This is a genomic window from Streptomyces sp. NPDC006385 (genome assembly GCF_040612485.1).
Taxonomy (GTDB): Bacteria; Actinomycetota; Actinomycetes; order Streptomycetales; family Streptomycetaceae; genus Streptomyces.
The window spans coordinates 25,474-49,989 of sequence record NZ_JBEXQG010000067.1; the positions used below are offsets into that span (position 1 = coordinate 25,474).

24 protein-coding genes and 3 pseudogenes are annotated in these 24,516 nt (G+C 71.7%); 15 read left to right on the forward strand and 12 right to left on the reverse strand.

The genetic code is table 11. The features are described 5' to 3' along the window. Window positions 1–32: 32 nt before the first annotated feature. Together ABZ078_RS35065 and ABZ078_RS35070 are read right to left on the reverse strand one after the other, a co-directional pair. On the reverse strand, window positions 33–362 hold the full coding sequence (locus ABZ078_RS35065) for an antibiotic biosynthesis monooxygenase (RefSeq protein WP_356582111.1): 330 nt from the start codon (window positions 360–362) through the stop codon (window positions 33–35). Window positions 363–499: 137 nt separating this feature from the next. Continuing rightward, entirely contained in the window at window positions 500–1,660 is a 1,161-nt protein-coding gene (locus ABZ078_RS35070) for a S1 family peptidase (RefSeq protein ID WP_356582112.1), read from the reverse strand. Between the two features lie 318 nt (window positions 1,661–1,978). On the opposite strand from ABZ078_RS35070, the pseudogene ABZ078_RS35075 reads away from it, so the two are divergent. The 3 genes and pseudogenes from ABZ078_RS35075 to ABZ078_RS35085 all read left to right on the forward strand — a co-directional run. Further along, window positions 1,979–2,680: pseudogene (locus tag ABZ078_RS35075) on the forward strand (FCD domain-containing protein); the annotation flags it as partial. A gap of 45 nt (window positions 2,681–2,725) precedes the next feature. Continuing rightward, a complete protein-coding gene (locus tag ABZ078_RS35080) occupies window positions 2,726–3,358 on the forward strand; it encodes a bifunctional 4-hydroxy-2-oxoglutarate aldolase/2-dehydro-3-deoxy-phosphogluconate aldolase (protein WP_356582152.1) in 633 nt (210 codons plus the stop codon). A 125-nt stretch (window positions 3,359–3,483) separates the two neighbouring features. Continuing rightward, a complete protein-coding gene (locus ABZ078_RS35085; RefSeq protein ID WP_356582114.1) occupies window positions 3,484–4,479 on the forward strand; it encodes a sugar kinase in 996 nt (331 codons plus the stop codon). Window positions 4,480–4,504: 25 nt separating this feature from the next. Here ABZ078_RS35085 and ABZ078_RS35090 read toward each other — a convergent pair whose 3' ends face one another. After that, window positions 4,505–5,836 carry a cytochrome P450 gene (locus tag ABZ078_RS35090; protein ID WP_356582116.1) on the reverse strand — a complete coding sequence of 444 codons (1,332 nt, stop codon included), beginning with the start codon at window positions 5,834–5,836 and terminating at the stop codon, window positions 4,505–4,507. 176 nt (window positions 5,837–6,012) lie between these two features. Beyond that, a complete protein-coding gene (abc-f, locus tag ABZ078_RS35095) occupies window positions 6,013–7,659 on the reverse strand; it encodes a ribosomal protection-like ABC-F family protein (protein ID WP_356582118.1) in 1,647 nt (548 codons plus the stop codon). A 519-nt stretch (window positions 7,660–8,178) separates the two neighbouring features. Between abc-f and ABZ078_RS35100 the strand changes: the two genes are divergently transcribed. The 5 genes and pseudogenes from ABZ078_RS35100 to ABZ078_RS35120 all read left to right on the forward strand — a co-directional run bounded on the left by ABZ078_RS35100 (window position 8,179) and on the right by ABZ078_RS35120 (window position 12,502). Then, a complete protein-coding gene (locus tag ABZ078_RS35100) occupies window positions 8,179–8,505 on the forward strand; it encodes a hypothetical protein (RefSeq protein ID WP_356582119.1) in 327 nt (108 codons plus the stop codon). 442 nt (window positions 8,506–8,947) lie between these two features. Next, window positions 8,948–10,153: a glycoside hydrolase family 64 protein gene (locus ABZ078_RS35105; RefSeq protein WP_356582121.1), complete on the forward strand. Its 1,206-nt coding sequence runs from the start codon at window positions 8,948–8,950 to the stop codon at window positions 10,151–10,153. A gap of 271 nt (window positions 10,154–10,424) precedes the next feature. Further along, window positions 10,425–11,576 (forward strand): ferritin-like protein, encoded by a 1,152-nt coding sequence (locus tag ABZ078_RS35110; protein ID WP_356582122.1) that lies wholly within the window; start codon window positions 10,425–10,427, stop codon window positions 11,574–11,576. A gap of 315 nt (window positions 11,577–11,891) precedes the next feature. Further along, a pseudogene (locus ABZ078_RS35115) lies at window positions 11,892–12,005 on the forward strand (NUDIX hydrolase); the annotation flags it as partial. 80 nt (window positions 12,006–12,085) lie between these two features. Then, window positions 12,086–12,502, forward strand: coding sequence for an NUDIX domain-containing protein (locus ABZ078_RS35120; protein WP_356582124.1), 417 nt, complete (start codon window positions 12,086–12,088; stop codon window positions 12,500–12,502). Between the two features lie 130 nt (window positions 12,503–12,632). On the opposite strand, the gene ABZ078_RS35125 is transcribed toward ABZ078_RS35120, so the two are convergent. Beyond that, complete coding sequence (locus ABZ078_RS35125) at window positions 12,633–12,905, reverse strand: DUF6355 family natural product biosynthesis protein (RefSeq protein WP_356582154.1); 273 nt, start codon at window positions 12,903–12,905, stop codon at window positions 12,633–12,635. A 247-nt stretch (window positions 12,906–13,152) separates the two neighbouring features. Here ABZ078_RS35125 and ABZ078_RS35130 point away from each other — a divergent pair, with 247 nt between their 5' ends. Beyond that, complete coding sequence (locus tag ABZ078_RS35130) at window positions 13,153–13,752, forward strand: 2'-5' RNA ligase family protein (RefSeq protein WP_356582126.1); 600 nt, start codon at window positions 13,153–13,155, stop codon at window positions 13,750–13,752. Between the two features lie 124 nt (window positions 13,753–13,876). Here ABZ078_RS35130 and ABZ078_RS35135 read toward each other — a convergent pair whose 3' ends face one another. Further along, window positions 13,877–14,710, reverse strand: a complete 834-nt coding sequence (locus tag ABZ078_RS35135; RefSeq protein WP_356582128.1) for an alpha/beta fold hydrolase — start codon at window positions 14,708–14,710, stop codon at window positions 13,877–13,879. Between the two features lie 249 nt (window positions 14,711–14,959). On the opposite strand from ABZ078_RS35135, the pseudogene ABZ078_RS35140 reads away from it, so the two are divergent. Further along, window positions 14,960–15,274: pseudogene (locus ABZ078_RS35140) on the forward strand (SDR family oxidoreductase); the annotation flags it as partial. A 27-nt stretch (window positions 15,275–15,301) separates the two neighbouring features. Here ABZ078_RS35140 and ABZ078_RS35145 read toward each other — a convergent pair. Beyond that, window positions 15,302–15,781: a hypothetical protein gene (locus ABZ078_RS35145; RefSeq protein ID WP_356582129.1), complete on the reverse strand. Its 480-nt coding sequence runs from the start codon at window positions 15,779–15,781 to the stop codon at window positions 15,302–15,304. 223 nt (window positions 15,782–16,004) lie between these two features. Here ABZ078_RS35145 and ABZ078_RS35150 point away from each other — a divergent pair, with 223 nt between their 5' ends. Then, window positions 16,005–17,621 carry a phospholipase D family protein gene (locus tag ABZ078_RS35150; RefSeq protein ID WP_356582131.1) on the forward strand — a complete coding sequence of 539 codons (1,617 nt, stop codon included), beginning with the start codon at window positions 16,005–16,007 and terminating at the stop codon, window positions 17,619–17,621. 22 nt (window positions 17,622–17,643) lie between these two features. On the opposite strand, the gene ABZ078_RS35155 is transcribed toward ABZ078_RS35150, so the two are convergent. After that, window positions 17,644–18,204, reverse strand: coding sequence for a hypothetical protein (locus tag ABZ078_RS35155; RefSeq protein ID WP_356582133.1), 561 nt, complete (start codon window positions 18,202–18,204; stop codon window positions 17,644–17,646). A gap of 94 nt (window positions 18,205–18,298) precedes the next feature. Here ABZ078_RS35155 and ABZ078_RS35160 point away from each other — a divergent pair, with 94 nt between their 5' ends. Then, window positions 18,299–18,436, forward strand: a complete 138-nt coding sequence (locus ABZ078_RS35160; protein ID WP_356582134.1) for a hypothetical protein — start codon at window positions 18,299–18,301, stop codon at window positions 18,434–18,436. 27 nt (window positions 18,437–18,463) lie between these two features. Here ABZ078_RS35160 and ABZ078_RS35165 read toward each other — a convergent pair whose 3' ends face one another. Beyond that, on the reverse strand, window positions 18,464–19,045 hold the full coding sequence (locus ABZ078_RS35165; RefSeq protein ID WP_356582136.1) for a heme-binding protein: 582 nt from the start codon (window positions 19,043–19,045) through the stop codon (window positions 18,464–18,466). Between the two features lie 232 nt (window positions 19,046–19,277). On the opposite strand from ABZ078_RS35165, the gene ABZ078_RS35170 reads away from it, so the two are divergent. Both ABZ078_RS35170 and ABZ078_RS35175 read left to right on the forward strand, forming a co-directional pair. Beyond that, window positions 19,278–20,480 carry a sensor histidine kinase gene (locus ABZ078_RS35170; protein WP_356582138.1) on the forward strand — a complete coding sequence of 401 codons (1,203 nt, stop codon included), beginning with the start codon at window positions 19,278–19,280 and terminating at the stop codon, window positions 20,478–20,480. Continuing rightward, window positions 20,477–21,118: a response regulator transcription factor gene (locus ABZ078_RS35175; RefSeq protein WP_356582140.1), complete on the forward strand. Its 642-nt coding sequence runs from the start codon at window positions 20,477–20,479 to the stop codon at window positions 21,116–21,118. The genes ABZ078_RS35170 and ABZ078_RS35175 overlap by 4 nt, the downstream gene beginning before the upstream one ends. 92 nt (window positions 21,119–21,210) lie before the next feature. Here the strand turns inward: ABZ078_RS35175 and ABZ078_RS35180 are convergent, their stop codons facing one another. The 3 genes from ABZ078_RS35180 to ABZ078_RS35190 all read right to left on the reverse strand — a co-directional run bounded on the left by ABZ078_RS35180 (window position 21,211) and on the right by ABZ078_RS35190 (window position 23,807). Next, window positions 21,211–21,621, reverse strand: coding sequence for a subtilase-type protease inhibitor (locus ABZ078_RS35180; protein WP_356582156.1), 411 nt, complete (start codon window positions 21,619–21,621; stop codon window positions 21,211–21,213). Between the two features lie 883 nt (window positions 21,622–22,504). Then, window positions 22,505–22,939: a hypothetical protein gene (locus tag ABZ078_RS35185; RefSeq protein WP_356582142.1), complete on the reverse strand. Its 435-nt coding sequence runs from the start codon at window positions 22,937–22,939 to the stop codon at window positions 22,505–22,507. A gap of 28 nt (window positions 22,940–22,967) precedes the next feature. Beyond that, window positions 22,968–23,807, reverse strand: a complete 840-nt coding sequence (locus ABZ078_RS35190) for a DUF1206 domain-containing protein (protein WP_356582144.1) — start codon at window positions 23,805–23,807, stop codon at window positions 22,968–22,970. A gap of 391 nt (window positions 23,808–24,198) precedes the next feature. Between ABZ078_RS35190 and ABZ078_RS35195 the strand changes: the two genes are divergently transcribed. Then, the gene (locus ABZ078_RS35195; protein WP_356582146.1) at window positions 24,199–24,399 is read left to right on the forward strand and encodes a cold-shock protein; all 201 of its coding nucleotides are present in this window, start codon (window positions 24,199–24,201) and stop codon (window positions 24,397–24,399) included. Window positions 24,400–24,516: the final 117 nt, after the last annotated feature.

Consider the following 24,516-nt stretch of genomic DNA (forward strand, 5'->3'; position numbering starts at 1 on the left):
CCGGCGCCCGACGCTACCTGCGTCGGCAACCGTCAGTCGTTCGCCGGTGCCGCCTGCTGGACGACCTCGAAGGACCACAAGGTCGATCCGCTCGCCGCCGGCTTCGGACGCTCCGCGCCGTCCGCACCGCCGCCCTGATGGGCCGCCTTCATGGGACCCTCCATCCAGGCCTGGAAGGACTCCTCGTCACGCCACCGCGTGTAGACGAGGTAGTTGTCGGTGCCCTCGACCGGGCGGAGGAGTTCGAACCACTCGAACCCGTCGGAGTTCTCCACGGCGTGCGCACGGGAGGCGAAGCGCTTCTCGAGCGTCTCGCGCTGCTCGGCCGGGACGGTGAGTACGTTGATCTTGACTACGCTCATGGTCCTCATCCTGCACTACGGCCGGCTCCGCACGGGCAGCGGCTCGTACTTCCGGCCCGCCGAGGCGAACAGCGGCCTGAGCGCCGAAGGTGGCGCCCCCTCCTGGAGCGCCACCCGAACGCTTCCCCGGCCCGCGGTCAGGCCGTGTGCAGCCTCAACCCGTAGCGGGCGAGGATCTCGTTGACGGGCTGGAACCACGTCTGCCCGCCGCCGGAGCAGTTGCCCCAGCCTCCCGACGTGACGCCTTGCGCCTGGTCACCGGTGATGAAGGAGCCCCCGGAGTCGCCGGGTTCGGCGCAGACGCTGGTCTTCGTCATCTGGTGCACCGCGCCCTGGCTGTAGTTGACCGTCTCGTTCTTGGCCAGGACGGTGCCGCAGTGCCAGTGCGTCGTGGAGCCGGACCGGCACACGGAGGTGCCGACGGGCGCCTCGGCCGAGCCGCGCACGAGGCGGTCCGGGACCGTGCCCCAGCCGAGGACCACCGGCACCGTCCACCAGCCGCTGCCGACACTCACCCACGCGTAGTCGTTGTCCGGGAACGACGAGCCCTGGAACGTCCCGATGTGGGTGCCGTCCCAGCCCCTCACGGCGGCCCCCGGCCGGCCGCAGTGCCCCGCGGTGACGAATCCGCCGTGCACCGAGAAGCCTATGGAGCAGCGGACGTTGCCGGTGTGGTACGGGTCGCCGCCGACCGTTCCCGCCGCGAAGGTGCGCGGGGCGGCGGCGACGGTGTCGACGGTGACGGGTCCGGCTTCGCGGGCGCGCGAGACGAACCGTCGGACATCGTTGTCCGTCTTCCTGCCCCGGACGACGTTCACGACGACGGTGTTGGCGACCGGATCGACGTGCCAGCTGCTCACGCCCGACGGGGCGGAGAGCCGGTCGATGCGGGCTTTGGTCGCGTCGAGTTCGCGCGCACTGTGGGCGACGGTGCGAACGCCCGCTCCGGTGGCCCGGACCTTCCGCACGGTCGAGGGTGGGGCCTTCGCGGTGACGGCCACGGTGAGCCGCTCGCTCGCCGCGTCGAACCACGAGCCGCCGTAGGCGGATCCGGCTGCCCCGCGTGCCTCGGAGGCGATGTCCATGGCGGTGCGTTCCGCGGCCAGTCTGTCCTCGGCGCGCTCCTTCGACAGACGGAGGTCCCGCTGCATGGCCCGCAGCAGTTCGGCGGAGGCGGAGGCGGAGGCGGAGGCGGAGGCGGAGTCGCTCGCCGAGGCCGGCCCGGTTCCGCCCGCGGTCCAGCCACCGAAGACGAGGAGTGCGGCCAGGCCGGCGTACGTGAGTCTGGTGCGTCTCATGGGAGGTGCCCTTCGTCGTTCCAACGAGGTGGGGTGGAACAACCGCGATCTGAGAGCGCTCTCACTCAGGTCCGGGCAGAGCCTAGTCATGCTGACGTGTCAGGTCCAGACCAACGTCACGATGGAGCGCCGGACGTGAATCGAGGCCGGACTGGTCAGACTCAGTTCCCATGAATTAGTAATTAATCTTGACGTGGCGAGAGTGCCAGGCGAACGTGGTTCCGCCGCGCGGATCCACAGGGAGCCCTCCATGACGAACCCGACGGCCGCCCGGGACCGGGAGGAGATCGCCACAGCCGTCGCCTCCCTGGGGGCGGCATGACGCCCTACGCCCGCCGCGGTGTGCACGGCCAGATTGTGGAGGCCCTCGCCCGCCGCATTCTGGGCGGCCGGATCCCCGAGGGAGCCACGCTCGACCTGGTGGCGCTCCAGGGGGAGTTGGGCGTCAGTCTCACCGCCCTGCGCGAGTCCCTGAAGGTGCTCGCCGCCAAGGGGATGGTCGACGCCCGCCAGAAGCGCGGCACCTTCGTCAGGGCCCGCGCCGACTGGAACCTGCTCGACGCCGACGTACTGCGCTGGCGGTTCGAGGGCGCCGACCGCGTCACCGGCGCCGACCGGACGCTGCTGCACGACCTCGCCGAGGTACGCGCCGTCGTGGAACCGGCCGCTGCGCGCCTGGCCGCCGAGCGCCGCACCGACGCCGACCTGGCGGCCCTGGAAACGGCGCTGGAGGCGATGGACACGCGGGGCTCCGACCCCGCCCGCGCCGTCGAGGCCGACCTCGCCTTCCACCGCGCCCTGCTTCGCGCCACCCGCAACGAACTGCTGGACCGCATGGAGATGGTCATCGAGCCGGGCCTCGCCCACCGCGACCGCATCGTGCACAGCCACCCGCACAGCGGGGACCCCGTGCCGGCCCACCGCGCCGTCCTGGACGCCGTACGCCACCAGGACCCGCGGGCCGCGGAGGCGGCGATGAGGGCCCTGCTCGTCCAGGCCGGGCGCGACCTGGACCGGATCGACGCCCCCGACGACGTAGTGAAGATCAGAGAAGGAGCACCGTTCGTGGACCTCCCAGCCGCGCTCGCCACCCACCGCCTGGTCGCCATCGTGCGCGGCGACGACCCCGACGCCGCGCTGCGCACCGTGCTGGCCCTGGCCGACGAGGGCGTCGAACTGATCGAGGTGTCACTCACCGGCACGGCCGCCCTCTCCGTCATCGAACGCGCCCGCGACGCCCTCGGCCCGGACCACCCCCTCGGCGCGGGCACCGTGCTGACGGCCGAGGACGCCCGCGCCGCACACGGCGCGGGAGCCGACTTCGCCGTCACACCGGGACTGGGTGACGGAGTCCGCGCGGCACAGGATCTGGGCATGCCGGTCCTCGCCGGCGTGCTGACCCCGACGGAGATCATCGCCGCCCGCGCCCTGGGAGTGGCCGCGCTGAAGATCTTCCCGATCGCCCAAGCCGGGGGAGCGGCCTATCTGAAGGCCCTGCGCGGCCCGTTCCCCGAGGCACCGCTGGTCCCGGTGGGCGGAATCGACGAGGCCGCCGCCCGCGCCTGCCTCGCGGCGGGAGCGCTCGCGGTCGGCGTCGGCTCCCCACTCATCGGCGACGCCGCCGACGGCGGCAGCATCACCGCCCTCAGGAAGCGCGCCCGTCTGTTCCGCACCGTCGTGGCGGAGGCGCCGCGATGACCACGGACCGGCGTCCCACCCGCCCGGACCGCCTCCAGTCGCGCGGGGGCACTCATGGGACCGGCACCGGTCACCGCCTCCACCGCGGCGGCACGGCCGCACGAGTACTGGGGCAGACATCCCGCATGGCCGCCCCATGGCGTCCCACCCCCGGCTCGGTCGTCTGCGTCGGGGAGACGATGGCGGCCCTGGCCCCCGACCCACCGAGCCCCCTGCTGAACGCGGCGCACCTGCGCCTGTCGGTGGCGGGAGCCGAGTCGAACGTCGCCATGTACCTGGCCGACCACGGCATCCCGGCCGCCTGGCTCTCGGCGCTCGGCGACGACCCCCTGGGCCACCGCGTCCGCGCCACGGTGGCCGCCGCCGGCGTCGACGTGTCGTATGTGCGCACCGACCCCCACCGCCCGACCGGCCTGCTGGTGAAGGACCCGGGCCCCGCCGGCACCCGCGTGCACTACTACCGGCGCGGCTCGGCCGCCTCCGCCCTGGGTCCCGAGGCACTGGACGGCGAACCTCTGCGCACGGCCGCGCTGCTGCACCTGACCGGCATCACCCCGGCGCTGTCCGAGTCGTGCCGTCAACTCGTGCTGCGGGCGCTGGCCACCGACCCCGGCGCACGTCCGTACGCCGTCAGCTTCGACGTCAACCACCGCGCCGCCCTGTGGCCGGACGGATCGGCGCCTGCCGTGCTGCGCGAACTGGCCGACCGGGCCGACATCGTCTTCGTCGGGCTGGACGAGGCACAGGCACTGTGGGGCGAGCACCTGACGGCGGCGGGCATACGGGCACTGCTCCCGCGGCCACGCATCCTCGTCGTGAAGGACGGGCCGAACGCCGCGACGGCGTTCACCGCCGAGGGCAGCCACACGGAGCCGGCATCACGCACGACGGTGGTCGAGCCGGTCGGCGCCGGTGACGCCTTCGCGGCCGGTTTCCTCGCGGGCCTGCTGCGGGGCGCGACAACGACCCGAGCCCTCCGACTGGGCCACATCACCGCTGCCTCCGCCCTCCAAGTGACAGGAGACCACGGTCCGTTGCCCCACCCGAAGGAAACGGAGGCACTTCTCGCCCTCTCGGCGCGGGAGTGGACGGAGCGGGCGGGCACCTTCCGCTTCCCCTGACCACGGTCACCAGGCACCGGCCGCCTCAGGCGAGCGGCGGCTTCAGGGTGGCGGGCGAAGGGCCGTCGGGGCGGACGGTGATGCCGTACCGCGCCCTTGCCGGGGTGGCGGCGAAGGCAGGGGTGTGGGCCGGCAGCAGGTGTTCGAGCAGGACGGTCGATTCGCGGAGCGCGAACTGCAGGCCGAGACAGGCCCGCGGACCGATGCCGAAGGGAAAGTAGGCGCCCGGGTGGGTGGGACGGCCGCCCGGGGCGGTGAAGCGCCGCGGGTCGAAGTGCTCCGGGTCCGGCCACAGTTCGGGATCGCGGTGCGTCAGGTACGGGCAGACCAGGACGTCGGTGCCCGCCTTGACGGTGTAGCCGGCGAGGGTGTCGTCCTCGGCGGCGTGGCGGGGGAGAACCCATGCGGAAGGGTAGAGCCGGAGCGTCTCGTGGACCAGCGCCCGAATGGCCTCGCGGCGTTGCGCCGACCCCGCCTCGCCGGCGGCGAGAGCTTGTTCGCGGGCGGTGGGATGCCGGTCGAGGAGAAGGTGGAGCCAGGTCAGGGTCGTGGCGGTGGTCTCGTGCCCGGCCGCGAGCAACGTGACCAGCTCGTCGCGGATCAGCCGGTCGGTGTACTCGGGGCGCTCGGTGCCGGCGTCGATCAGGATGTGCAGCAGGCCCGGACCGTCCGGGCCCGCTTCCCCGCCGCGGGCCGCCTCGATGGCGCGCAGGGCGACCGCGTCGATACGGGCGAGATCGGCGGCCACGGCGGCCTCGGCGTCGGTGACGTCCGCGGGCAGCGTCGGAAGCGCGGCCCCCACGGCCGACACGGCCGCCAGTTCGCGCTCGGTCCCGTCGTCGAGGGAATGGCCGGTCAGCGAGCGCCAGATGGCGTCCAGGGCGAAGCGGTGCATCTCCTGCCCGACGTCGAAGGTCTGCCCGGTACGGGCGTACGACTCCCAGCGCTCGGCGGTGGTCCTGGCCGCCTCGGTGATCCGCCGGTCGTAGCGGCGCATGCCGGTGCCGGTGAACTGGGACTGGAGCAACCGGCGTTGCCGCTGCCACGCCTCACCGGTCGCGGACAGGACGCCGTCGCCCACCAGGAGGCGAGCGCGGTGCGAGCGCTTGACATAGCGGTCCGGGTGCCGGGCGAGCACGTGCTGGACCGCGCCCGGATCCGTGACGAGCACGGTGGGGTTCGGCCCGAGACGGAAGGCGGCGACGCCGCCGATCCGCTCACGTACCTGCGACAGCAGCTCGACCAGTTGACCTCCTCCCGCCTGCCACCGCGCCACGAGGCCGGGCTCGGCCTCGGGGACCGGCCGCTCCGTTCCGGGAACGTGCGGGGGTGAGCCGAGGCCGGCTTCGGTGTCCATGTGTCTTCTCCTGGTCGACCGCTGGGCTTGCCGCGGCGAAGCGCTCGATGCCACGGAACGGGTGCTGGTGCCACGGACTGTACGGGAGCCGGCACGCCCGGTGACAGCCCGCACCGCGTCGTACGACGCGGACGGACATCCCCTCAACACGCCGTCCCCGCGCACCGGTTCCACCGTCAGCATCTGCGGCCGTCGCGCAGCTCCAGCCGTTCGCCCTCGAACCGCCGCCGGAAACCGCGGTCGTGCGAGACCGCCACGACCGCACCCGGGTACGTGGCGAGCGCCGCCTCCAGGTCCTCGACCAGGTCGAGTGCGATGTGGTTCGTCGGCTCGTCGAGGACGAGGAGGTCCGCGGGCCGGGTCACCAGGCGGGCGATCTGCAGCCGCCGCCGCTGTCCCGCGGACAGCGCCGCCACCGGCACGTGCAGGTCCTCCGCACGGAACAGGCCCATCGCCAGGAGCTGTTCGGCGTGCTCCTCCGCCAGCCCGGGCCGCCCGGCCGCGAAGGCGGCGAGCAACGGCAGCCGCGTGGAGCGCGCGGGCAGCTCCTGCGCCAGGTAACCGATCCGCGCCGGGCGGGACACCGCGCCCGCGTCGGGTTCGAGGTCGCCCGACAGGACGCGCAGCAGGGTCGTCTTGCCCGCCCCGTTCTCGCCCGTGACCAGCAACCGCTGCCCGGGCGCTATCGTCAACCGCCCGTCCAGGCGCAGCCGTTCGCCGACCGCCACGCCGTCGAGCTCGGCGAGCGGGCGACCGGCAGGGTGCTCGCCGCCCGCCGCGGTCAGTGCCGCCGTGAACCGCAGGGGTTCCGGTGGCGCCGCCACCGGTTTGCGCCGCAGGGTGGCGAGCCGTTCGCGAGCCGCCCGCACCTGTCCGCCGAGTTTCGCCTCGTGGGAGCGGCGGTGCTTGCCGAAGCCCTGCCGAGGATCCTTGCCGGTGCCGGCCAGCCGCCGCCCGGCGGCCTCCAGCAGCTCCTCGGTACGAGCCACCTCCTCCAGCCAGTCGGCGTACTCCTGCTCCGCGCGGCGCCGGGCGGAGGCCTTCGCGGTGCGGTAGCCGGCCCAGCCGTCGCCGTACCGGCGCACCGTGCGTGCGTCCCGGTCCACCTCGAGGATCGTGGTGGCGATGCGCTCCAGGAAGCCGCGGTCATGGGTGACCGCGACGACGGTGCCGCGGTGTGCGCGCAGGTGCTCCTCGAGCCAGCGCACGGCGGTCACGTCGAGGTGGTTCGTCGGCTCGTCGAGGAGCAGCAGCTCAGGAGCGGCGGCCAGCACGCAGGCCAGCGCCAGCCGCGACTGCTCACCCCCGGACAGCGAGCCCAGCACGCGGTCACGGGTGATCCCGGTGAGCCCGAGCCCGTGCACGGCGGCGTCGACGCGGGCGTCCGCCTCGTACCCGCCACGTTCCTCGTACGCCGTCAACAGATCGCCGTACGCGGCGAGTTCCTCCGCCGACGCCTCACCGAGGCGCTCCTCCGCCGCACGCAGCCGGCGCTCCATGTCGCGCAGTTCGGCGAAGGCGAGGTCGACGGCGTCCTGCACGGTGCAGTCCGGGTCGAGGTCGAGGGTCTGGGCGAGGTGACCGACGCCACCGGGGAAGCTGACGGTGATCTCCCCGGCGTCCGGCGCCTCGATCGCGGCGAGCAGCCGCAGCAGGGTGGACTTGCCGGAGCCGTTCTCGCCGATGACGGCGGCCTTCTCGCCCGGGCGGACGGTGAAGGAGACCTGGTCGAGGACGGTCCGGGTGCCGTAGGACTTGGTGACGTCCTTGACGGAGAGCTGCGCCACGGCAGCGGGTGCGGCGATATGAGCGCGTTCGCGCATGTGACTTTCCCTGGGGATGCGAAGTGTCTACGGGCGGCGGAAACGGCGGCGTCGGCCGCGCCCGGACTCAGAGAAAGTAGAAGAATGCCACGCGCCCACTATAGCAAGACGGTGCGTATCGTCTCCACTCCTGGCTCCTGGCTCCTGGTTCCTGGCCTTCGGTATGGGTCTCCCCGGCATGGGATCCCGAGCGGGGTGTGTGACAACGGGCATGAACCGCAGCAGACCAGGAGCCCTCCGTGCCTTCGGGGGGCATCCACATGCGCCTCTACAAGGGGCACGCCCAGGCCGGCTGCGCGCACAACGCGACTGCGGTCACCGGCCGACCCGCGGGACGCCCGCGTGGCGGCACGGCGTGCTGATCGCCGACGGGTCCGTGCTGCCCAGCTGCCCGCAGGTGAATCCACGCCGGTGCGACAAATCCCGCTGCTCCAAACGATGTACACCGTGGGCTCCTCCCACTCGGTGGGAGGTTAGGTCACCGTCGGCGGCGGCATCGAAGGCATCATCACCGCCAGTGTGACCGCGACGTACAACCACACCTGGCAGAGCTCGCACACGGAGACAAGCTCCTTCACGGTGTCCGTGCAGCCGGGAGAGGTGGGTTGGATCTCCCGTGTCCAGGTGATGCGGCAGATAACGGGCATCTGGCAGACCCACTACGACGACCCCGAGTGGGGCCACTGCTACTGGTTCGTACCCGACGCGATCACCGGCCCCGCCCCGAACGGCACGGACGGTCGGCACAGCGCGGTCGTGGTCGAGTCCCGCAAGATGACGGCCGCCGAGAAGGAGCTCTGCTCCACCGGCTCCACCCAGCACAAGGTCTTCACCCGGAGCCGCTGACTCCACGGGACGGAGAACGGAACGGCCCCGCCGCCACACGGAAAGCGGCGGGGTCCCCTGCCACTCGACCGAGATCCCGCCCTCGCGTCGGCGGCCTCTCACCCTCCAGCCATCGTCTTCGACGAGGCGTCCAGCGGCGTGGGGCCGACCAAGGGGCGCGACGCTTTCCGTCTCCACCGGGACGAACTGCCCGAGCCGGTGCGGGACATCATGGCCCGACGTACCGGAGGCGCCGAAGCGGCCCGTGACCTCGCTCGCCGTGTGGACCTCTCGCCGCCTGATCGGTGCCAGTACCCGCCTGATCGGTGACGTACCCGCCTGATTCGCCGGTCGGCTGCCGTCGGTCCGGACGCTCGACTCATTGACAGGTCCGAACCAGAGCGCAACTCTGAGAGCGCTCTCAGAACTTCCTGAATCGGCCCATGTCGAACGGAGACAGAGCATGTTACGCACACTCAGACGCCGGGCCGCGGCCGCCGGGTTGTCCCTCGCGACGGCCGTCGCCGGTTCACTGCTCGCCACCGGAGGGGGCACCCCGGCCCACGCCGCCGTCCCCGCCACGATCCCTCTGAAGATCACCAACAACTCGGCCCGCGGCGAGCAGGTGTACATCTACAACCTCGGTACGGAACTGTCGACCGGACGGCAGGGCTGGGCCGACGCCAACGGCACCTTCCACCCCTGGCCGGCGGGCGGGAACCCACCGACCCCCGCGCCCGACGCAGCGATCCCTGGACCGGCGGCAGGTCAGTCGACGACGATCCGCATGCCGAAGTTCTCAGGCCGCGTGTACTTCTCCTACGGCCAGAAACTGGTGTTCAAGCTCACCACCGGGGGCCTGGTCCAACCCGCCGTTCAGAACCCCACCGACCCGAATCGGAACATCTTGTTCAACTGGTCGGAGTACACACTGAACGACTCCGGCCTGTGGATCAACAGCACTCAGGTCGACATGTTCTCCGCGCCCTACGCCGTGGGCGTGCAGCGAGCCGACGGCACCACCGCGAGCACCGGCCGCCTCAAGCCCGGCGGCTACAACGGCTTCTTCAACGCCCTCAGGGGACAGCCCGGAGGCTGGGCCAACCTGATCCAGACCCGTCCCGACGGCACCGTGCTGCGCGCTCTGTCGCCGCTCTACGGACTGGAGACCGGCGCACTGCCGACCACCGTCATGGACGACTACATCAACCGCGTCTGGCAGAAGTACTCCACCTCGACCCTGACGGTCACGCCGTTCGCCGATCAGCCGGGCACCAAGTACTACGGCAGGGTCTCCGGCGGCGTCATGAACTTCACCAACAGCGCCGGCACCACCGTCACCGCCTTCCAGAAACCCGACGCCGCCTCGGTCTTCGGCTGCCACCGGAAACTCGACGCGCCGAACGACCTGGTGCGCGGCCCGATCTCGCGCACGCTGTGCGCCGGGTTCAACCGCTCCACGCTGCTGGTCAACCCCAACCAGCCCGACTCCAGTGCGGCCGCCTTCTACAAGGACGACGTCACCAACCACTACGCCCGCAAGATCCACGCTCAGATGGCCGACGGGAAGGCGTACGCGTTCGCCTTCGACGACGTGGGCCATCACGAGTCCCTCGTACACGACGGCAGCCCGCGCCAGGCGTACCTCACACTCGACCCCTTCAACTGACCGCCCGCCGCAGCCGGGCGCCCGGTACACGCACCCGCCCTGCGGATGGCCGCCGGCACCGATGGCTGATCGCGGTGCCGGCGGCTTGCGGCCGGCCTCCCGCCGGAAGTCCGCGCGTTGGACCGACAGGGTGGAGGTCGACGAACGGCTCGGCTTGTGTGCCCAGGTGGTGGCGGTGAGGGCTGCTAGCTTCGCGTGCTGTTGACAGGGTCCCCGGTTCTGTCGAGTCGCGGTGGGCCCACGGCTTCCAGCTGAGGCGAGGGTGACGGGTATGAGCGAAGAGTCGGGCAGTCCGGCGGTTGCTCCGTTCAAGCGCAGGACTTTTCTGGCGTCGGCGGCCCTGGCGGCCGGCGCGCCCGCCGCGGTCGCCGGTGCGGCGGAGGCCACAGCGGCGCCGGCGACCGCGCCGCTGGCCGCGCCCGGCCTCGGGTCTGTGGCGCGTCTGCTGGCCGTTCCGAAGAACGACCGCGGGGTCGGCTGGCTCAGATCGGCTCTCCAGGTCGCGGTGGGACTCGAACTCGCCACCATTCCCCCGTACTTGTGCGGCTGGTGGTCCGTCAGGGACCGGGGCAGCGAGGTGGCGCGGATGATCCGGCGCATCGTCGGTGACGAGATGTACCACCTGGGCATCGTCTGCAACCTGCTCGTGGCGGTGGGCGGGAGACCGCAGATCAAGGCCGCGGCGCCCGTCTATCCCGGTCCGCTGCCCGGAGGTGTGCGGGCCGGCGTGACGGTCTACCTGTCCGGCCTGACGAAACCGTTCGTCCGTGACGTGATGATGGCGATCGAGGCTCCCGAGGAATCGCTGGTCAGGAGCGTGCAGGCGGCACCCACGGTCGGCGAGTTCTACGAGGACATGCAGAAGGCGTTCCGGGCAGTGAGGCCGCAACTGTCGGTGCGCGGACAGTTGTCCGAGTACGTCGGTGGCGACGACCTGCGGCCGGTCGAGACCCTCGAGGACGTCGAGCGTGCCATCGAGATCATCAGGGAGCAGGGGGAGGGCACCGCCGGCTCCCCGGCCGACTCGTTCGAGGACGACCATCCGGCGCACTACTACGCCTTCGGCGAGATCTACCACGGCCGGGAACTGCGCGAGACCGACGAGGGCTGGAAGTACGTCGGCGGGCCCGTACCGTTCCCCGACGTGCGCCCCATGGCCCCGGTCCCGGTGGGCGGCTGGCCCAACCCGCCGGCCCGTGTCGGGCAGCTGCTGTTTCGCTTCGACGCCACGTACAGCACCGTTCTGGACAGGCTCGACGCGGCCTGGGCCGGCGGCGGCCACCGCAGCCTGGGCGCGGCCCTGCACGCGATGCGGGGACTGGAGGATCCGGCCGTGGAACTGATGGAGACCAAGATCCCCTACGCGCCGGGCACCTACGGCCCCCAGTTCAGGGCGCTTCGCAGGCCGACTCGCGCCTTGTGACGTCGCCCAGGGGGCTACTCTCGTCGGGCTGGGCGACATCGAAGGCGCGTGACTTCTGGGGGACGCGGTGGCGGCGGCTCACGAGGACGTACGGATGGGGACCGGCGCGATCGACTCCGACTCGATCCGACCGGAGCCGCAGAAGGCGTCGGTCCTGATCGTCAACGACGGCGGCGAGTACCTTCTGCACCTGCGGGACCAACTGCCCGGCATCTGCGAGCCCGGCGCCTGGTCCCTGCTCGGCGGGGGACGCGAGCCGGTCGACCGGTCCCTGGAGAGACAGCCCGCCGGGAACTGTGGGAGGAGGCCGGCCTCGTGCTGCCGGTCCTCCAGGAGTTCCGAGTGGTGTACGCGACGGCCCTCGGCGGGGCGACCGTGCCCGTCCAGATTTTTGTGGGCCACTGGAACGGAGATCCTGACTCCCTTCGCCTCACCGAAGGGATCATGCTGCGGTGGTTCGCCCCGGAGACCGTGCCGCGTCTGCGGCTGAGCCCTTCAACCCTTGAGGTGTGCATCTCTACTTGGAGAACGCACAGGGTGAAGTCCTGCTCGGCCTGCGTCACCCCGACTGCGTGTTCGCCGGCGGCGAATGGCACTTCCTGGCCGGGCGCGGTGAACAGGAGAGCGCGATCGCGTGCCTCGTGCGGGAGGCGTACGAGGAAGCGGGCTTGCTGATCCACCCCGAGGACGCCGAACTCGCGCACATCCTGCACCTCTGCGACACGCCGGGCAGTCGGCCGCGCCTGCACCTGGTCTTCCGTGTACGGCGGTGGGCGGGGGAGCCGGTGATCCGCGAGGCCGACAAGTGCCTGGCCTGGCGCTGGTGGAGCCCGGACGCCCTGCCGGAGCCGATCGTGGCCTACACCCGCACCGCCATCGAACGCTTCCGCGCGGGCCACCGGTACACCGAGCTGGGGTGGACGTGAACCGGGCTGTCGCACTGGCCGTCGCCGGCTATGGGCGGGCGGTCGAGGAGGTGCCGTGGGGCCGGGGTCTGAGCGTCCGTGCCCAGGCCCCGGCCCTGCGGCCTGTGAACCTATGCGAAATGACCGGCCGTCAGCAGGTGCGGCCCACGTAGTGCGCGCCCTGGATCTTGGCGGCGGAGCCCAGCCAGGTCCTGCCGGGCGCCACACACCGCTCGTAGTCGGCCGCGTAGGCGACCCTGACGTGGATGACCACCCGCGAGCCGTCGGAGGTGCAGTGGTTGTAGAAGGCGTCGGAGCCGGTCTCGTAGAAGCCGCACGGGTCCGCTGCGGCGGGGCTCGACTGGGCGGTCACCGCGCCGAGGGACGTCAACACGAGGGCGGCGGCTCCGAGAACGCCGGTCACCATACGACGAAGACTCAAGGGGGACTCCTTGGCCAGGGGAGGCGATGGGCACCGGAATGCCCACGCCCGCCGATGAGTTGGATACGCGCACAAGGATGGCCGTGCCGCCCGGCGCGCTTGATCCGATATCGCGCCGTTCACCTGGTGAATCGTTCGCCCGCTACGTCGATGGGATGATCTTGTCACGGTTCCGGGGTCGAGCCCGGACAAGACGGTGTATAGCGGTCTTTCCTGCGACCATGACCCGGTGGACAGAAATCCGGACTTCGGCGCGGGTGGTACGGAGGATGTGCTCGAGGTGGCGCCGACGGCCCGGACGGCCGTGGCGTGGCTGCCGCCGCGCGAGCTCTGGCCGGCGATCCAGGACATCCGCTGGGAGCATGATCCGCAAGTACGGCGGTGGCCGCCGCATGTGAACCTGCTGTTCGGTTTTGTACCGGAGGAGGAGTTCGCGCGTGCCCTGCCGCTGCTCTCCGCCGGGGCGGCGGCCGGCGCGGCGTTCACGGCGCGCCTCGCCGGTGTGCGGTACTTCCGGCACCGGCACTACGCGACGGTCTGGCTCGATCCGGCCGCGGCGGAACTCGCACCCTGGGTCCGTCTCCAGCGGGAGTTGCAACTGCGGTTCCCCCTGTGCCTCGGGCGCGGTGGCCGCTTCACCCCGCATCTCTCCCTCGGCCGCACCCGAGACCCGAAACACCTGGCGGCCGAGTGCGCCGCCAGGCTCGGCACGCTGTCGGCGGCGGTCGACGAGGTCGTCCTGCTCTCCCGACGAGGTGAGGAGCCCATGAGGCCCCGGGCCATCATCAAACTGGGCACGGGCGAGGTCTGCCTCCCGCCCACGTCCTGAACGATCTCCCGGCACCGGTCCAAGCGACTCGGCGCCTGCGCCCCCCCACGACGCCCCGTCATGGGGGGGGGCTCAGCCGTCGGGTTCTCTCTGACGGGAAGGTGACTCCGGGTCGTGCGGGAGGTCAGCGCGGTTCTTGGAAGAAGGCCATGAGCGCGGCTGTGAGTTCGGCGGGCGCGTCCTCCTGTACGAGGTGGCCCGCACCGGCGATCGGCTCAAGGCGCGCGCCCGGGATGCGGGCGGCGAGCTCCCGTCCTTTCGCCACGGGAATCCAGCTGTCGTCCTCGCCCCAGCACACCAGCGTCGGCATGCTGAGCTCGCCGTACCGGTCCTGTACTTCGTCGGTGTACCGCTGATCGGCCTGGGCGATCTGACGGTAGAAGGCCGCTTGGCCGAGGTCGTCGAGCCAGGGCCGGGTGAGCCGGTCGAGCACGGCGGGGTGCAGGCCAGGGCTGCTGGCCGAGCTCACGTACTCGCGCACCAGCGCTCGGTGCAGGGCGGGAGGCAATTGTTCGAAGACGTCGGAGTGCTCGCCGACGAGCCGGAAGAAGGGGGAGCCCCACGGGGCCAGCGCGACCGGGTCGACCAGGGCGAGCGCGCGGTAGCGAGCCCCGTGCAGCAGGTGCGCTCGCAGGGAAACGGCGCCGCCGAAGTCGTGGGCCGCCACCAGCGGTTCGTCCAGGCCCCAGTGAGCCAGGAGCTCGGTGAAGACCCTGCCCTGGGTGGCGAGGGACACATCCTGGCCGGCGGACTTCTCCGATGCCCCGTACCCGGGCATGTCCCACACGAAGACCTGGTGGCTGCGGGCGAGTGCGCGGGCGACAGCGCGCCAGACGTACGAGGAGAAGGGGGTGCCGTGGAGGAGTACGACGGGATCCCGGCCGGGTTTTCCGAGGCTGGCCCAGCGGACGTCGCCCGATGTGCTGGGGAAGGTGTCGGTCAGTTGCCATTCACTCATGCGTGCTGTTCCTCCCGTGGTGTCCATGAACCACGTCCGAAGCCGCTTCGAAGCCAGCTTTTCATTTCCGTTGTGTCCCTTTAAATCCGGCGATTGCGCGTAGAGCGCGTGTGCAACTGATCTGAGGGGTACCCGGCGAGCCGGATCCGCACGCGAAAGGGGCTGTCAGCCTGCACATCGATCTGAAGGGCCGCACCGCCCTGGTCACCGGCTCCACCCAGGGGATCGGCACGGCGATCGTCACCCCGGCTGCTCGCGGTGAGCCGGGGCTTCGCCAGGCAGGCGGCCGGCACGGGGGTGACGGTGAACTCCGTCATCGCCGGACCCACCCGCACGGGCGGGGTGGAGGACTTCGTCCACGAACTGGTGGACCGCGACCTGCCCTGGGACGAGGCCCAGCGCGCCTTCATGCGGGAGCACCGGCCGCAGAGCCTGCTGCAACGGCTGATCGAACCGGAGGAGATCGCACACATGGTGGTCTACCTCAGCTCCCGCCACGCCTCGGCCACCACCGGCAGCGCACTGCGCGTGGACGGCGGGTACGTCGACTCCATCCTGCCGTGACCGCACGACAAGAACCGCGGATTCAAGTCAGGGTGACTGTTCCAGCTGATCCAGGCGACGGCTCGCGGCGTTGCGGACGCGGCGCGTTCGTCCGTGTTCGGCGAGCAGCAGGAGGGCATCGGGTGCGGTCACCGTCTCCGTCGTCACGGCCGTGCGCTGGAACCAGTCGGAGGCCCCGGTGATCTCCTCGGCTGACCAGGACCCACCCAGGGCGACGGATCTCAACAGGCTCCACTCACGAAGCCGACGAGTGAGGAAGTCGCGCTCCTGGACCACCTCGGTCATGGCCTGGGCCCAGGTGGTGAACCGGGGGCCGGTCAACAGCTGAGCGGCCCGTCGGTCCAGATGGCGACCCACCGCGCCGTCCGCCATCGTCGTGTCCTGGTCGGTCAGCACGGTGGCCACCAGGTCGGCTTCGTCCGTCTCGGCGACCACCTCCAGCGCCCGCAGGTACTCGGCGAACCGCCGGTGCTCAGCCGGCTCTCCGTCAGCCCGGGGGCCGGTCATGCCGCCCTCCCTTCCGGCCGACGGCTTGACGTCGGCCCACTCGGTGATCAGAAGTCGGTCCCCTGGGAAGGTACGCCCTTCCCGCCCCACCCGATGCGAGCCGCCCGAGCAGCGGCAAGCGGCAAGCGCCGCGCTCTCTCAAAGACTCTGGAGCCGTACGGCCGTCCGCCGGGGTGAGGGAGCACGAACCGGGTACCCGTCTGTGCTGTCTGGAGGCTGTGCTGTGGAACTCACCGACTGGCTGCTGACCTCGGACGAACGCGGCAACAGCGCCACACGTCTGGACAGCCGCCGACCGGATCGGGCCGCTTGGTCGCACGGGAACCTGGTGCGCCCCCTCGTCCACGGCGCGACGTACTTCCCCGCGCTCCTCGGCGCGATCCGCGCGCAGCGCGCCGGGGATCTGCTCCTGTTCACCGACTGGCGGGGCGACCCCGACGAGCGCCTGGGCGGCCCCGGCACGGAAATCGGCACCGTCCTGTGCGAGGCGGCCGCGCGCGGTGTGATCGTCAAAGGACTGGTCTGGCGCTCCCACCTGGACCGGTTTCAGTTCAGTGAGGCCGAGAACCGCCACCTCGGCGAGGAGGTCGAAGCGGCGGGCGGCGAGTGCCTGCTCGACATGCGCGTACGCCCCGGCGGCTCGCACCACCAAAAGCTCGTCGTCCTCCGCCATCCCGGCCGCCCGGAACTCGACACGGCGTTCGTCGGCGGGATCGACCTGTGTCACAACCGCCACGACGACGCGGCGCACCACGGCGATCCGCAGTCCCTGCCCATCGCCGCCGCCTACGGACCGCACCCACCGTGGCACGACATCCAGCTGGCGATACGCGGACCGGCCGTCGGTGACATCGAGGCCGGCTTCCGCGAGCGCTGGGACGACCCCGCGCCGCTCACCCGCAGCCCACTCGTCCGCCTGCGGGAACTCGCCCACCGCGAGGACACACGCGCCGACCCGCTGCCGCCCCAGGCACCCGACCCCTCGCCCTGCGGTCCACACCTCGTCCAGGCCCTGCGCACGTACCCCAACCGGCTGCTGCGCGGCTACGACTTCGCCCCCGACGGCGAGCGCAGTATCGCGCGCGGCTACCGCAAGGCGCTGCGACGGGCCCGGGCCCTGATCTACCTGGAGGACCAGTACCTGTGGTCTCCGCACGTGGTGGAATGCTTCGCCGAGGCGCTGACCGCACACCCCGGCCTGCGCCTGATCGCGGTCATCCCCTCCGTCCCCGAACAGGACGGCCGGCTCACCCTGCCGATGAACCTGATCGGCCGGATCACCGCCCTGGACAGGCTGCGCCGAGCCGGTGGCGGGCGCGTCGCCGTGTACGGGCTGGAGAACCACGCCGGGACACCGGTGTACGTACACGCCAAAGTGTGCGTGATCGACGACGTGTGGGCCTCGGTCGGATCGGACAACATCAACCTCCGCTCCTGGACCCACGACTCCGAACTCACCTGCGCCGTCCTGGACGAGACCACAGACCCACGCGAGCCGCCCGACCCCGGCGGCCTCGGTGACGGCGCGCGCGGCTTCGCCAGGGATCTGCGTCTGGAACTCTCGCGCGAGCACCTGGACCGGGAAGCCCCCCGGGCCCCGCACGCGCCCGACCCGCTGTGTGACCCCCTGCACGCCTTCGACGCCTTCGCGGCGAGCGCCGCCGCACTGGACGCCTGGCACGACGACGGCCGCCGCGGCCCCAGGCCACCCGGCCGCTTGCGCACCTATCGCCCGCCGAGCCTCTCACGTACGGCGAAGACGCTCGGCACGCCTCTGCATCGCCTCCTTGTCGACCCCGACGGCCGGCCCTTCAGTCTGCGGCGCCGCAACGACTACTGAGGCGGCACGGGGCTGCGCCGTGCTAGGCGGATGCGTTCCGCTCCTCGTGGTGTGTGGAGGCTTCCGCGACCTTCTTGAGCGCCGACGTCGTGACAGGGTCGCCGACCTTGGCGGGTTGATCGTGCCTGGCGTTCCCCGCGCGGTCGTGCTGGAAGTGGGAAGGTGCCAGCCTGTCGCCGGGACCCTGACCCTCCGAGAGCGCGTCGGCGGTTCCCGTGGGGACAGTGCCGGAGCCGACCGCAGCCGGCTGCCCGCCCTCCTGAGCCGCGTCGCCCCCGGCCTTCGCCGCCGTATCGCCCTGGGCCGTCTCCTGCGCGCCTTGGCGGGGGTGCGGCTGGGTGAGCCACGCGACGGCCGCGCCGGTGAGAGCCACCGGCCATTCCACCACGCCCGCCACGCCGAGCACCCCGGCCCCGGTGTAGACCGCCATCCGGCGGCCGCGTGGCGAGACCGCTCCGATCCGGTCGAGCGCACCGTCGGCGACCTTGGTCACCTGCCCGGCTCCGGGCAAGCGGCGAAGCCCGGCACCGATGGTCCGCAACGGCTGAGGAAGATCCGACGAACTCGTCTTGACCTGGCTCATATCGAACTCCTCCGCGCGTCATCAACGGTTGTGCGGCCCGAGTTTCCCCTGTCTCGCTATCTATGCGGTTTTCCGTACTTATGGGTATGTACTGGTGAGTCGGTTCGCCGCCATGGGCGCCGCCGGCGCCGCGCACCTGCTCGCCCACGCCGGACACGAGCACCCGGACCAGGACACCGCCGAGATGACGGCCCGTCGCGCGCGCCTCCTCAAGGCGCTCGGCACCGGCTGACCCAGGCACGCCGCGACTGCGGTGCGGCTAGCGGGCGATCGCGTTAGCCCCCGCCTGGGCGAACCTCTCGTCCAGCGCGCCGGACGGAGCGCCCGCGACGCCGATGCCGGCGATCGGCGCCTTGTCGGCGGCGACGGGGACGCCGCCCGCCAGGAACAGGGTGCCCGGAATGTCCTTGAGGTTCGGGGACTGCTCCAGGCGCTCGACCAACTGGGAGGTGGGGGCGTTCCAGGCGACCGCGGTGAACGCCTTGCGCTCGGCGGACTCGTAGGACTGCGGACCGGCGCCGTCGCCGCGCAGGGTGACGATCGTGTTGCCGCCGCGGTCGACGACGGCGACCGTGACGCGCTGGTTCTCCTTCTCGGCGGCGTCGAGGGCGGCCTGCGCGGCCTTGGTGGCGGCGTCGATCGTCAGGTGGGTGGAGGTGATGGTGGCCCGGGCCGGGGCGCTGACGGAGGCGGCGGCGGACGTGGTGGCGGCGGACGTCGTGGCGGGCGCCGAGGCGTTCGCGGACACCGCGCCGAAGCCCGCCAGGGCGACGACGGCGAGCACGGCACCGCCGGTGGCGACGCGGGCACGGCGGGAGTAGTTCTTCGGCACTCGGTTCATGGGTCGGTCGACTCCTTCGGTGGGCGGGCGGCCCGGTTGCCGCCCCGCTTCGTCCGTCTCCACCCTCGGCCCGGAACCGGGGCCCGACGGTCGACGTTCCGGCTGCACCGTGGTCGCCCGACGGACGACCCCGGGGTCATCCGATCGGTTGACCCGTGCGGTCCCCGCGCCGGGCCACAATGGAGGTGTTTGCCCAGTTCAGCGCCGATGGGAGGGAAGGGAGGCAACCCGTATGGGGAAGCGGTCGTACGAACCGGAAACCGTGGAGAACCGCTGGCTCGGCGCCGTGATGCACGCGGCGTTCTTCCTGCTGCTCGGCGGAGCGCTCGCCCGCTTCCTGCTGCGCCATCCCGGCGAACCGCGTACGCCGTGGATCATCGCGCTGTGCGTCGTGCTCACCGCGCTGCATCTGCTCGGGCCCAAGACCGGTGCCCCGGGCTCGCGGCCCACCCGGCGGCACACGGCCTGGCTGGTGCTGGTCGTCGTGGTGTGGATGGTCCTGGTCGTGCCGGCCCCCAGCTTCGCCTGGTGCGCGGTCCCCCTGTTCTACACGGGCCTGCGCACGCTGCCACCGCGCGCGGCCCTCGCTCTCGTGGCGCTCCTGACCGTGTTCGTCGTCGCCGCGCAGGTACAGCTCGCGGGCCGCTTCGACCCCGACCTGGTCCTCGCGCCGCCCGCCGTCGCCGCCCTCGCCACCGCCGTCTTCCTCCAGATGGAACGGCACACCGCACGCCAGCGTGTCCTGATCGACGACCTGATCCGCACCCGCCACGAGCTCGCCGCCTCCGAACGCCGCGAGGGCACCCTCGCCGAACGGCAGCGGCTCTCCATGGAGATCCACGACACGCTCGCCCAGGGCCTGTCCAGCCAGCGGATGCTGCTCCAGGCGGCGGACCGGGTGTGGGACACCGAGCCGGCCAAGGCCCGCGCCCACGTCCGCACCGCGGCGTCCGTCGCCGAGCACAATCTCGCCGAGGCCCGGCGCTTCGTGCACGACCTCGCCCCCGCCGACCTCGCCGGCGGCGGCCTGGATCAGGCGTTGCGCGCCCTGGCCGCGCGGGAGTCCGGGCCACGCCTGGCCGTTCGCGTCCGCATCGACGGCCACGGCCGACTTCCCCGGCTGCCCGACCGGGTCCAGTCCGCCCTGCTGCGCATCGCCCAGGGCGCGCTGGCCAACGTCCGCGAGCATGCCGCCGCCCGCAACGCCGCGCTCACCCTCACCCTCCTCGACGACACGGTCGTACTCGATGTCACCGACGACGGCCACGGCTTCGACCCCGCCACACTTCCCGGCTCCCCGGGCGCGGACCGCGGGCACGGGCTGCCCGCGATGCGGGCCCGGCTGCGCGCCCTCGGCGGCACCCTGACCGTCGAATCCGCTCCCGGCGAGGGCACCGTCCTGTCCGCCGCCGTCCCCCTGGAGACGCCCCGATGACGACCCCCGACCGCGCTCCCGTGCGGATCCTGGTCTGCGACGACCACGCCGTCGTACGGGCCGGGCTGCTCGCCCTGCTCGACAGCGCCCCGGACGTCGAGGTCGTCGGCGAGGCCGGCACCGGCGAAGAAGCGCTCGCGCTGGCCGCGAAACTCGCCCCGGACGTGGTGCTGATGGACCTGCAACTCGGCGAGGGCATCGACGGCGTGGAGACCACCCGCCGCCTCACCGCTCCCGGCTCCGCCGCCCACGTCCTGGTCCTGACCACCTACGACACCGACGCCGACATCACCCGCGCCATCGAGGCGGGCGCGACCGGTTACCTGCTCAAGGCCGAACGCCCCGACGAACTCTTCGCCGCGATCCACGCCGCCGCCGAGGGGCGTACCGCCCTGTCGGCACCGGTCGCCGGCCGCGTCATGGCCAACCTGCGCCGGCCCCGCCCCACCCTCACCGACCGCGAACGCGACATTCTCGCCCAACTCGCCCGCGGCATCGGCAACCGCGACATCGCCCGCGCCCTGTACATCAGCGAGGCCACGGTCAAGACCCACCTGCGGCGCATCTACGACAAGCTCGGCGTCGACACGCGCGCGGGTGCGGTGGCCGTCGCCAAGGAGCGACGCCTGCTGCCGTGACCGACGGGCAGCGGACCTGAACACCGGAGAGGCGGGCCGCGTCACGCTGCGGCCCGCCCTGTCAGTGAGAGGCTTTGCTGAGCCGCGGCGGCTCAGAAGGCGAATGCCGAAGCCCCCTGTGTTTCCTTGATGCAAGGATTGGCGAAGGTGTGCTCGTAGTTTACGCGTGTACCACGCCATACGCCTTCAACGGTGACGACAATCGGGCGGTATTCCTTGGTGCAGGGGCGTCCCGTCTCATTTCCGCGCAGGGTGGCCAAGCGGTCGAGGTCCCCGTTCACGCGGTCCAGATCCGCACAGGCTTGCCGCGGATCGGGGTGAGTCCCCGAGGGCGTGTACGCACAGGTGACCGTCACTGCGCGCTCCGGCGTCGTGGTGGCGGCCTTCTCACCGTGGCCGGTGGTCATGACCAGGGCCGAGGGTGCGTACAGCGAGGCGGGGGCGCTGTGGGCGGGCATGCTCGACGGACCCGCGAGGGTCGCGGTGAGCAGCGCTCCTGCCATTGCCCAGCGTGTCATTCGTTGCATCGTGTATTTCCCTTCTCTTGTGGTGTTCAGTGCCTCGAAGTACCCGCCTTGTTGCTCTCGTCTCAGGGGAAAAGAGCGGAAGTGTTTCTCATCGCTGAAATTCAGACCCAATTGCCAATTCAATCAGTGGCTTGATCGGCCGATCGGCCTCATGGTTGTGGAGGTGAGTGGTCTTGTATTCCGTACGCCGGTTGAAGACGTGGCCGATGTGCCCGGGGTGTGAAATGGCCGGATATTGGTGAGCGTGTTTCGGCCCGGGGTGGCGCGACGGCATACGGCATGGGCAGCGCGGCGCATCCTGGGCGTACGGCCGGTGCGTGCGCGACAGGAGTGGGGGATGGATAGTCGCTCGCGCCGTCTCCTGGGTTCCGCGATGGCCGAATTCCACCGGCGCGCACTCCCGGACGCCCTGGGGCCGGTCGATAGTCGCTCGGCTGGACGGTGGCGGCCGTCTGAAGGCGGCGTACGAGACCGGTGACATGGCCGGTCCGCGTGCGGGTACCGGTCCCTGACAGTCAGCCCGCCGACGCTGCCCGCCCATGGACCGGACCGAGGGCGGGGGCGGGGGCGGGGGCGGGGGGTCGGCGGGCGTTCGTGCGGGACTGCCGCGGCGGCTCAGCCGCTGCTCGGGGATTGGGCGGCCCGCCCGCGCGGCCGGCCGCAACGGGGACCCAGCCTCGTCCGGGAGTCGGACTCCGGATCCCCGGCGTGGCCGCCTCGCCCTGAGGGCGCTTCTGCGCTTCTGGGCGCCGACCCGCACACGCCTGCCCGCTGCGGTGCCCGGTTCGCCCCTGGGCGCCGGCCCTGCGCGACGAGGCGGGCGGCGACCGGGTGTGCGGCCCGATGGGGCGGCTGTCGCTCAGAAGTCGGTGGGCAGCCCGCTCACCTCGGCGATGCCCCGCAGTTCCTCCGTCTCCTTGTGCCGTTCCCTGATGTAGTCGGCGATCTCGGCGAGGCGGACGGGGTCGGAAGCGGTGGCCGCGTCCGTGACGATCCTGACCGGGCCGGTCTCGTCGACGTCGATCTCGATCACTTCGTTGTCCAGGCGGCCGGTGACGGCGGTGGCGATGACGAGGGCGGCCTCGTCACGGACCTGCGGGGGCAGCTCGTCGTCGGCCCCTGGGGCGAGTGCGAGGTCGAGGCTGGAGAGGCGCTCCTCGTCGATCGCCTTCAGGACCGGTTCCACCATGCGCAGCAGAAGGCGGTAGTCCTCCGTCTCCATCCGGATGCGCAGGAGGTCCAGGTACGCGTCCACGGGCCGGCCGTCGCCATGCGGAATCTCGGAATCGCTCATCCGCTCCGTGTTCCCCGCGAGACGCGGCTCAGACCCGTCGCCAGCGAGCCATGGCGAAGGAGAACACACCGAACAGCACCAGCCCGGCCGCGACGCAGACCAGCAGCCAGGGGCCGAGCGGGGTGTCGGCGAAGGACCGCAGGGTGTCGTCCAGCCCCTTGGCCCGGTCGGGCTCGTAGTCGACGGCCGCACGGACGGCGAAGACGCCGGCCACGGCGAACACCAGCCCGCGGGCAGCGCCACCGGCCACGCCGGTGACATCCACCAGCCGCCGTGTCCGGTCGCTCATCTGCCCGAGCCTGAGCTTGTCGTGGTACTTGCGCAGAACTGCCCGTACGCCGACCCAGCCGCCGACCACGACGATCGCGATCCCGGCCGCGCCGACCAGCCACTGACCGGCGGGTATCTCCAGGGCCCTGGAGGTGGCGTCCCGGGACTGCTGGTCACTGGATCCGCCGCCCCCCTGGTTCCGGTTCGCCGCGAACGCGAGCACGGAGTAGGCGACGAAGACGTAGAACACGAAGCGGGCGGTCGCCAGCAGCCGCTTGCGCGCGCCGCGGCCGTCCCGCCCGACGGAGCCGAAGATCGCCTCGGACAGTCGCCACAGGGCCATGCCGACGAGTCCGATGCCCAGCGCCCACAGCAGCACCGCGCCGAACGGCTTCTGCGACAGCTCCGCCAGGGCGCCGCCACGGTCCGCCTGCTTGTTGTGGTCGCCGAAGGCGATCTGCAGCGCCAGCGCCCCGACCAGCAGATAGATCACGCCCCGGGCGGTGAGGCCCGCCCGCGCAGCCCCCTCGGTGGCCGAACCCCGCGCCGCCCGCCGGGCCCGCAACCGTCCGCTCCATGCCAAGGCACTCGTGTCCATGTAGACCTCCCGGAAATCCGGATGCCCCGGCTCGGCCACCACACACGCGGCTCTGCCCGCGCAACTGGCCGACCGGCCCAGGCCCGCCCACGGAATGGCTCCCACACGATGAGGCCGACGACCGCCCGGACTCCTCCTCGTTCCCCTCAGGGCACACCGCGGCGGCGGTTGCCTCCCGTACGACGACTTCGGTGCCACGGCGGGAATGGATCCGGTGGGGGACCGGTTGTACGGGGCGGTCGTAGTTTTTGTGTCTGTGTTTCACCGCACGCTCGCGAAGAACGACGTCGCGGGCGCCGCCTTCCTTCAGGGAACTGGAGAAGTCGCGTCCAGGCCGGCCCGGACCCCGCACAGTGCGGGTCCCGTACCCAGCCCCTGCAAGGAGCAAGAAATGACTCAGGGAACCGTCAAGTGGTTCAACGCGGAGAAGGGCTTCGGCTTCATCGCCCGGGCCGACGGACCGGATGTCTTCGTGCACTACTCCGAGATCGACGGCCACGGCTTCCGTAGCCTGGAGGAGAACCAGCACGTGGAGTTCGACGTGGTCCAGGGCCCCAAGGGCCCGCAGGCCGCACGCGTCCGAGCCGTCTGAGGCCCGGCGGGCGAGACCCGCCGAGGACCCGCTGATGCCGAGGCATAGACTTCGACGCTGTCCCCCAGACTGTCCGCAGCCCGTCGGGATCCCGCCCGGATCTTGTCGACGTATGTT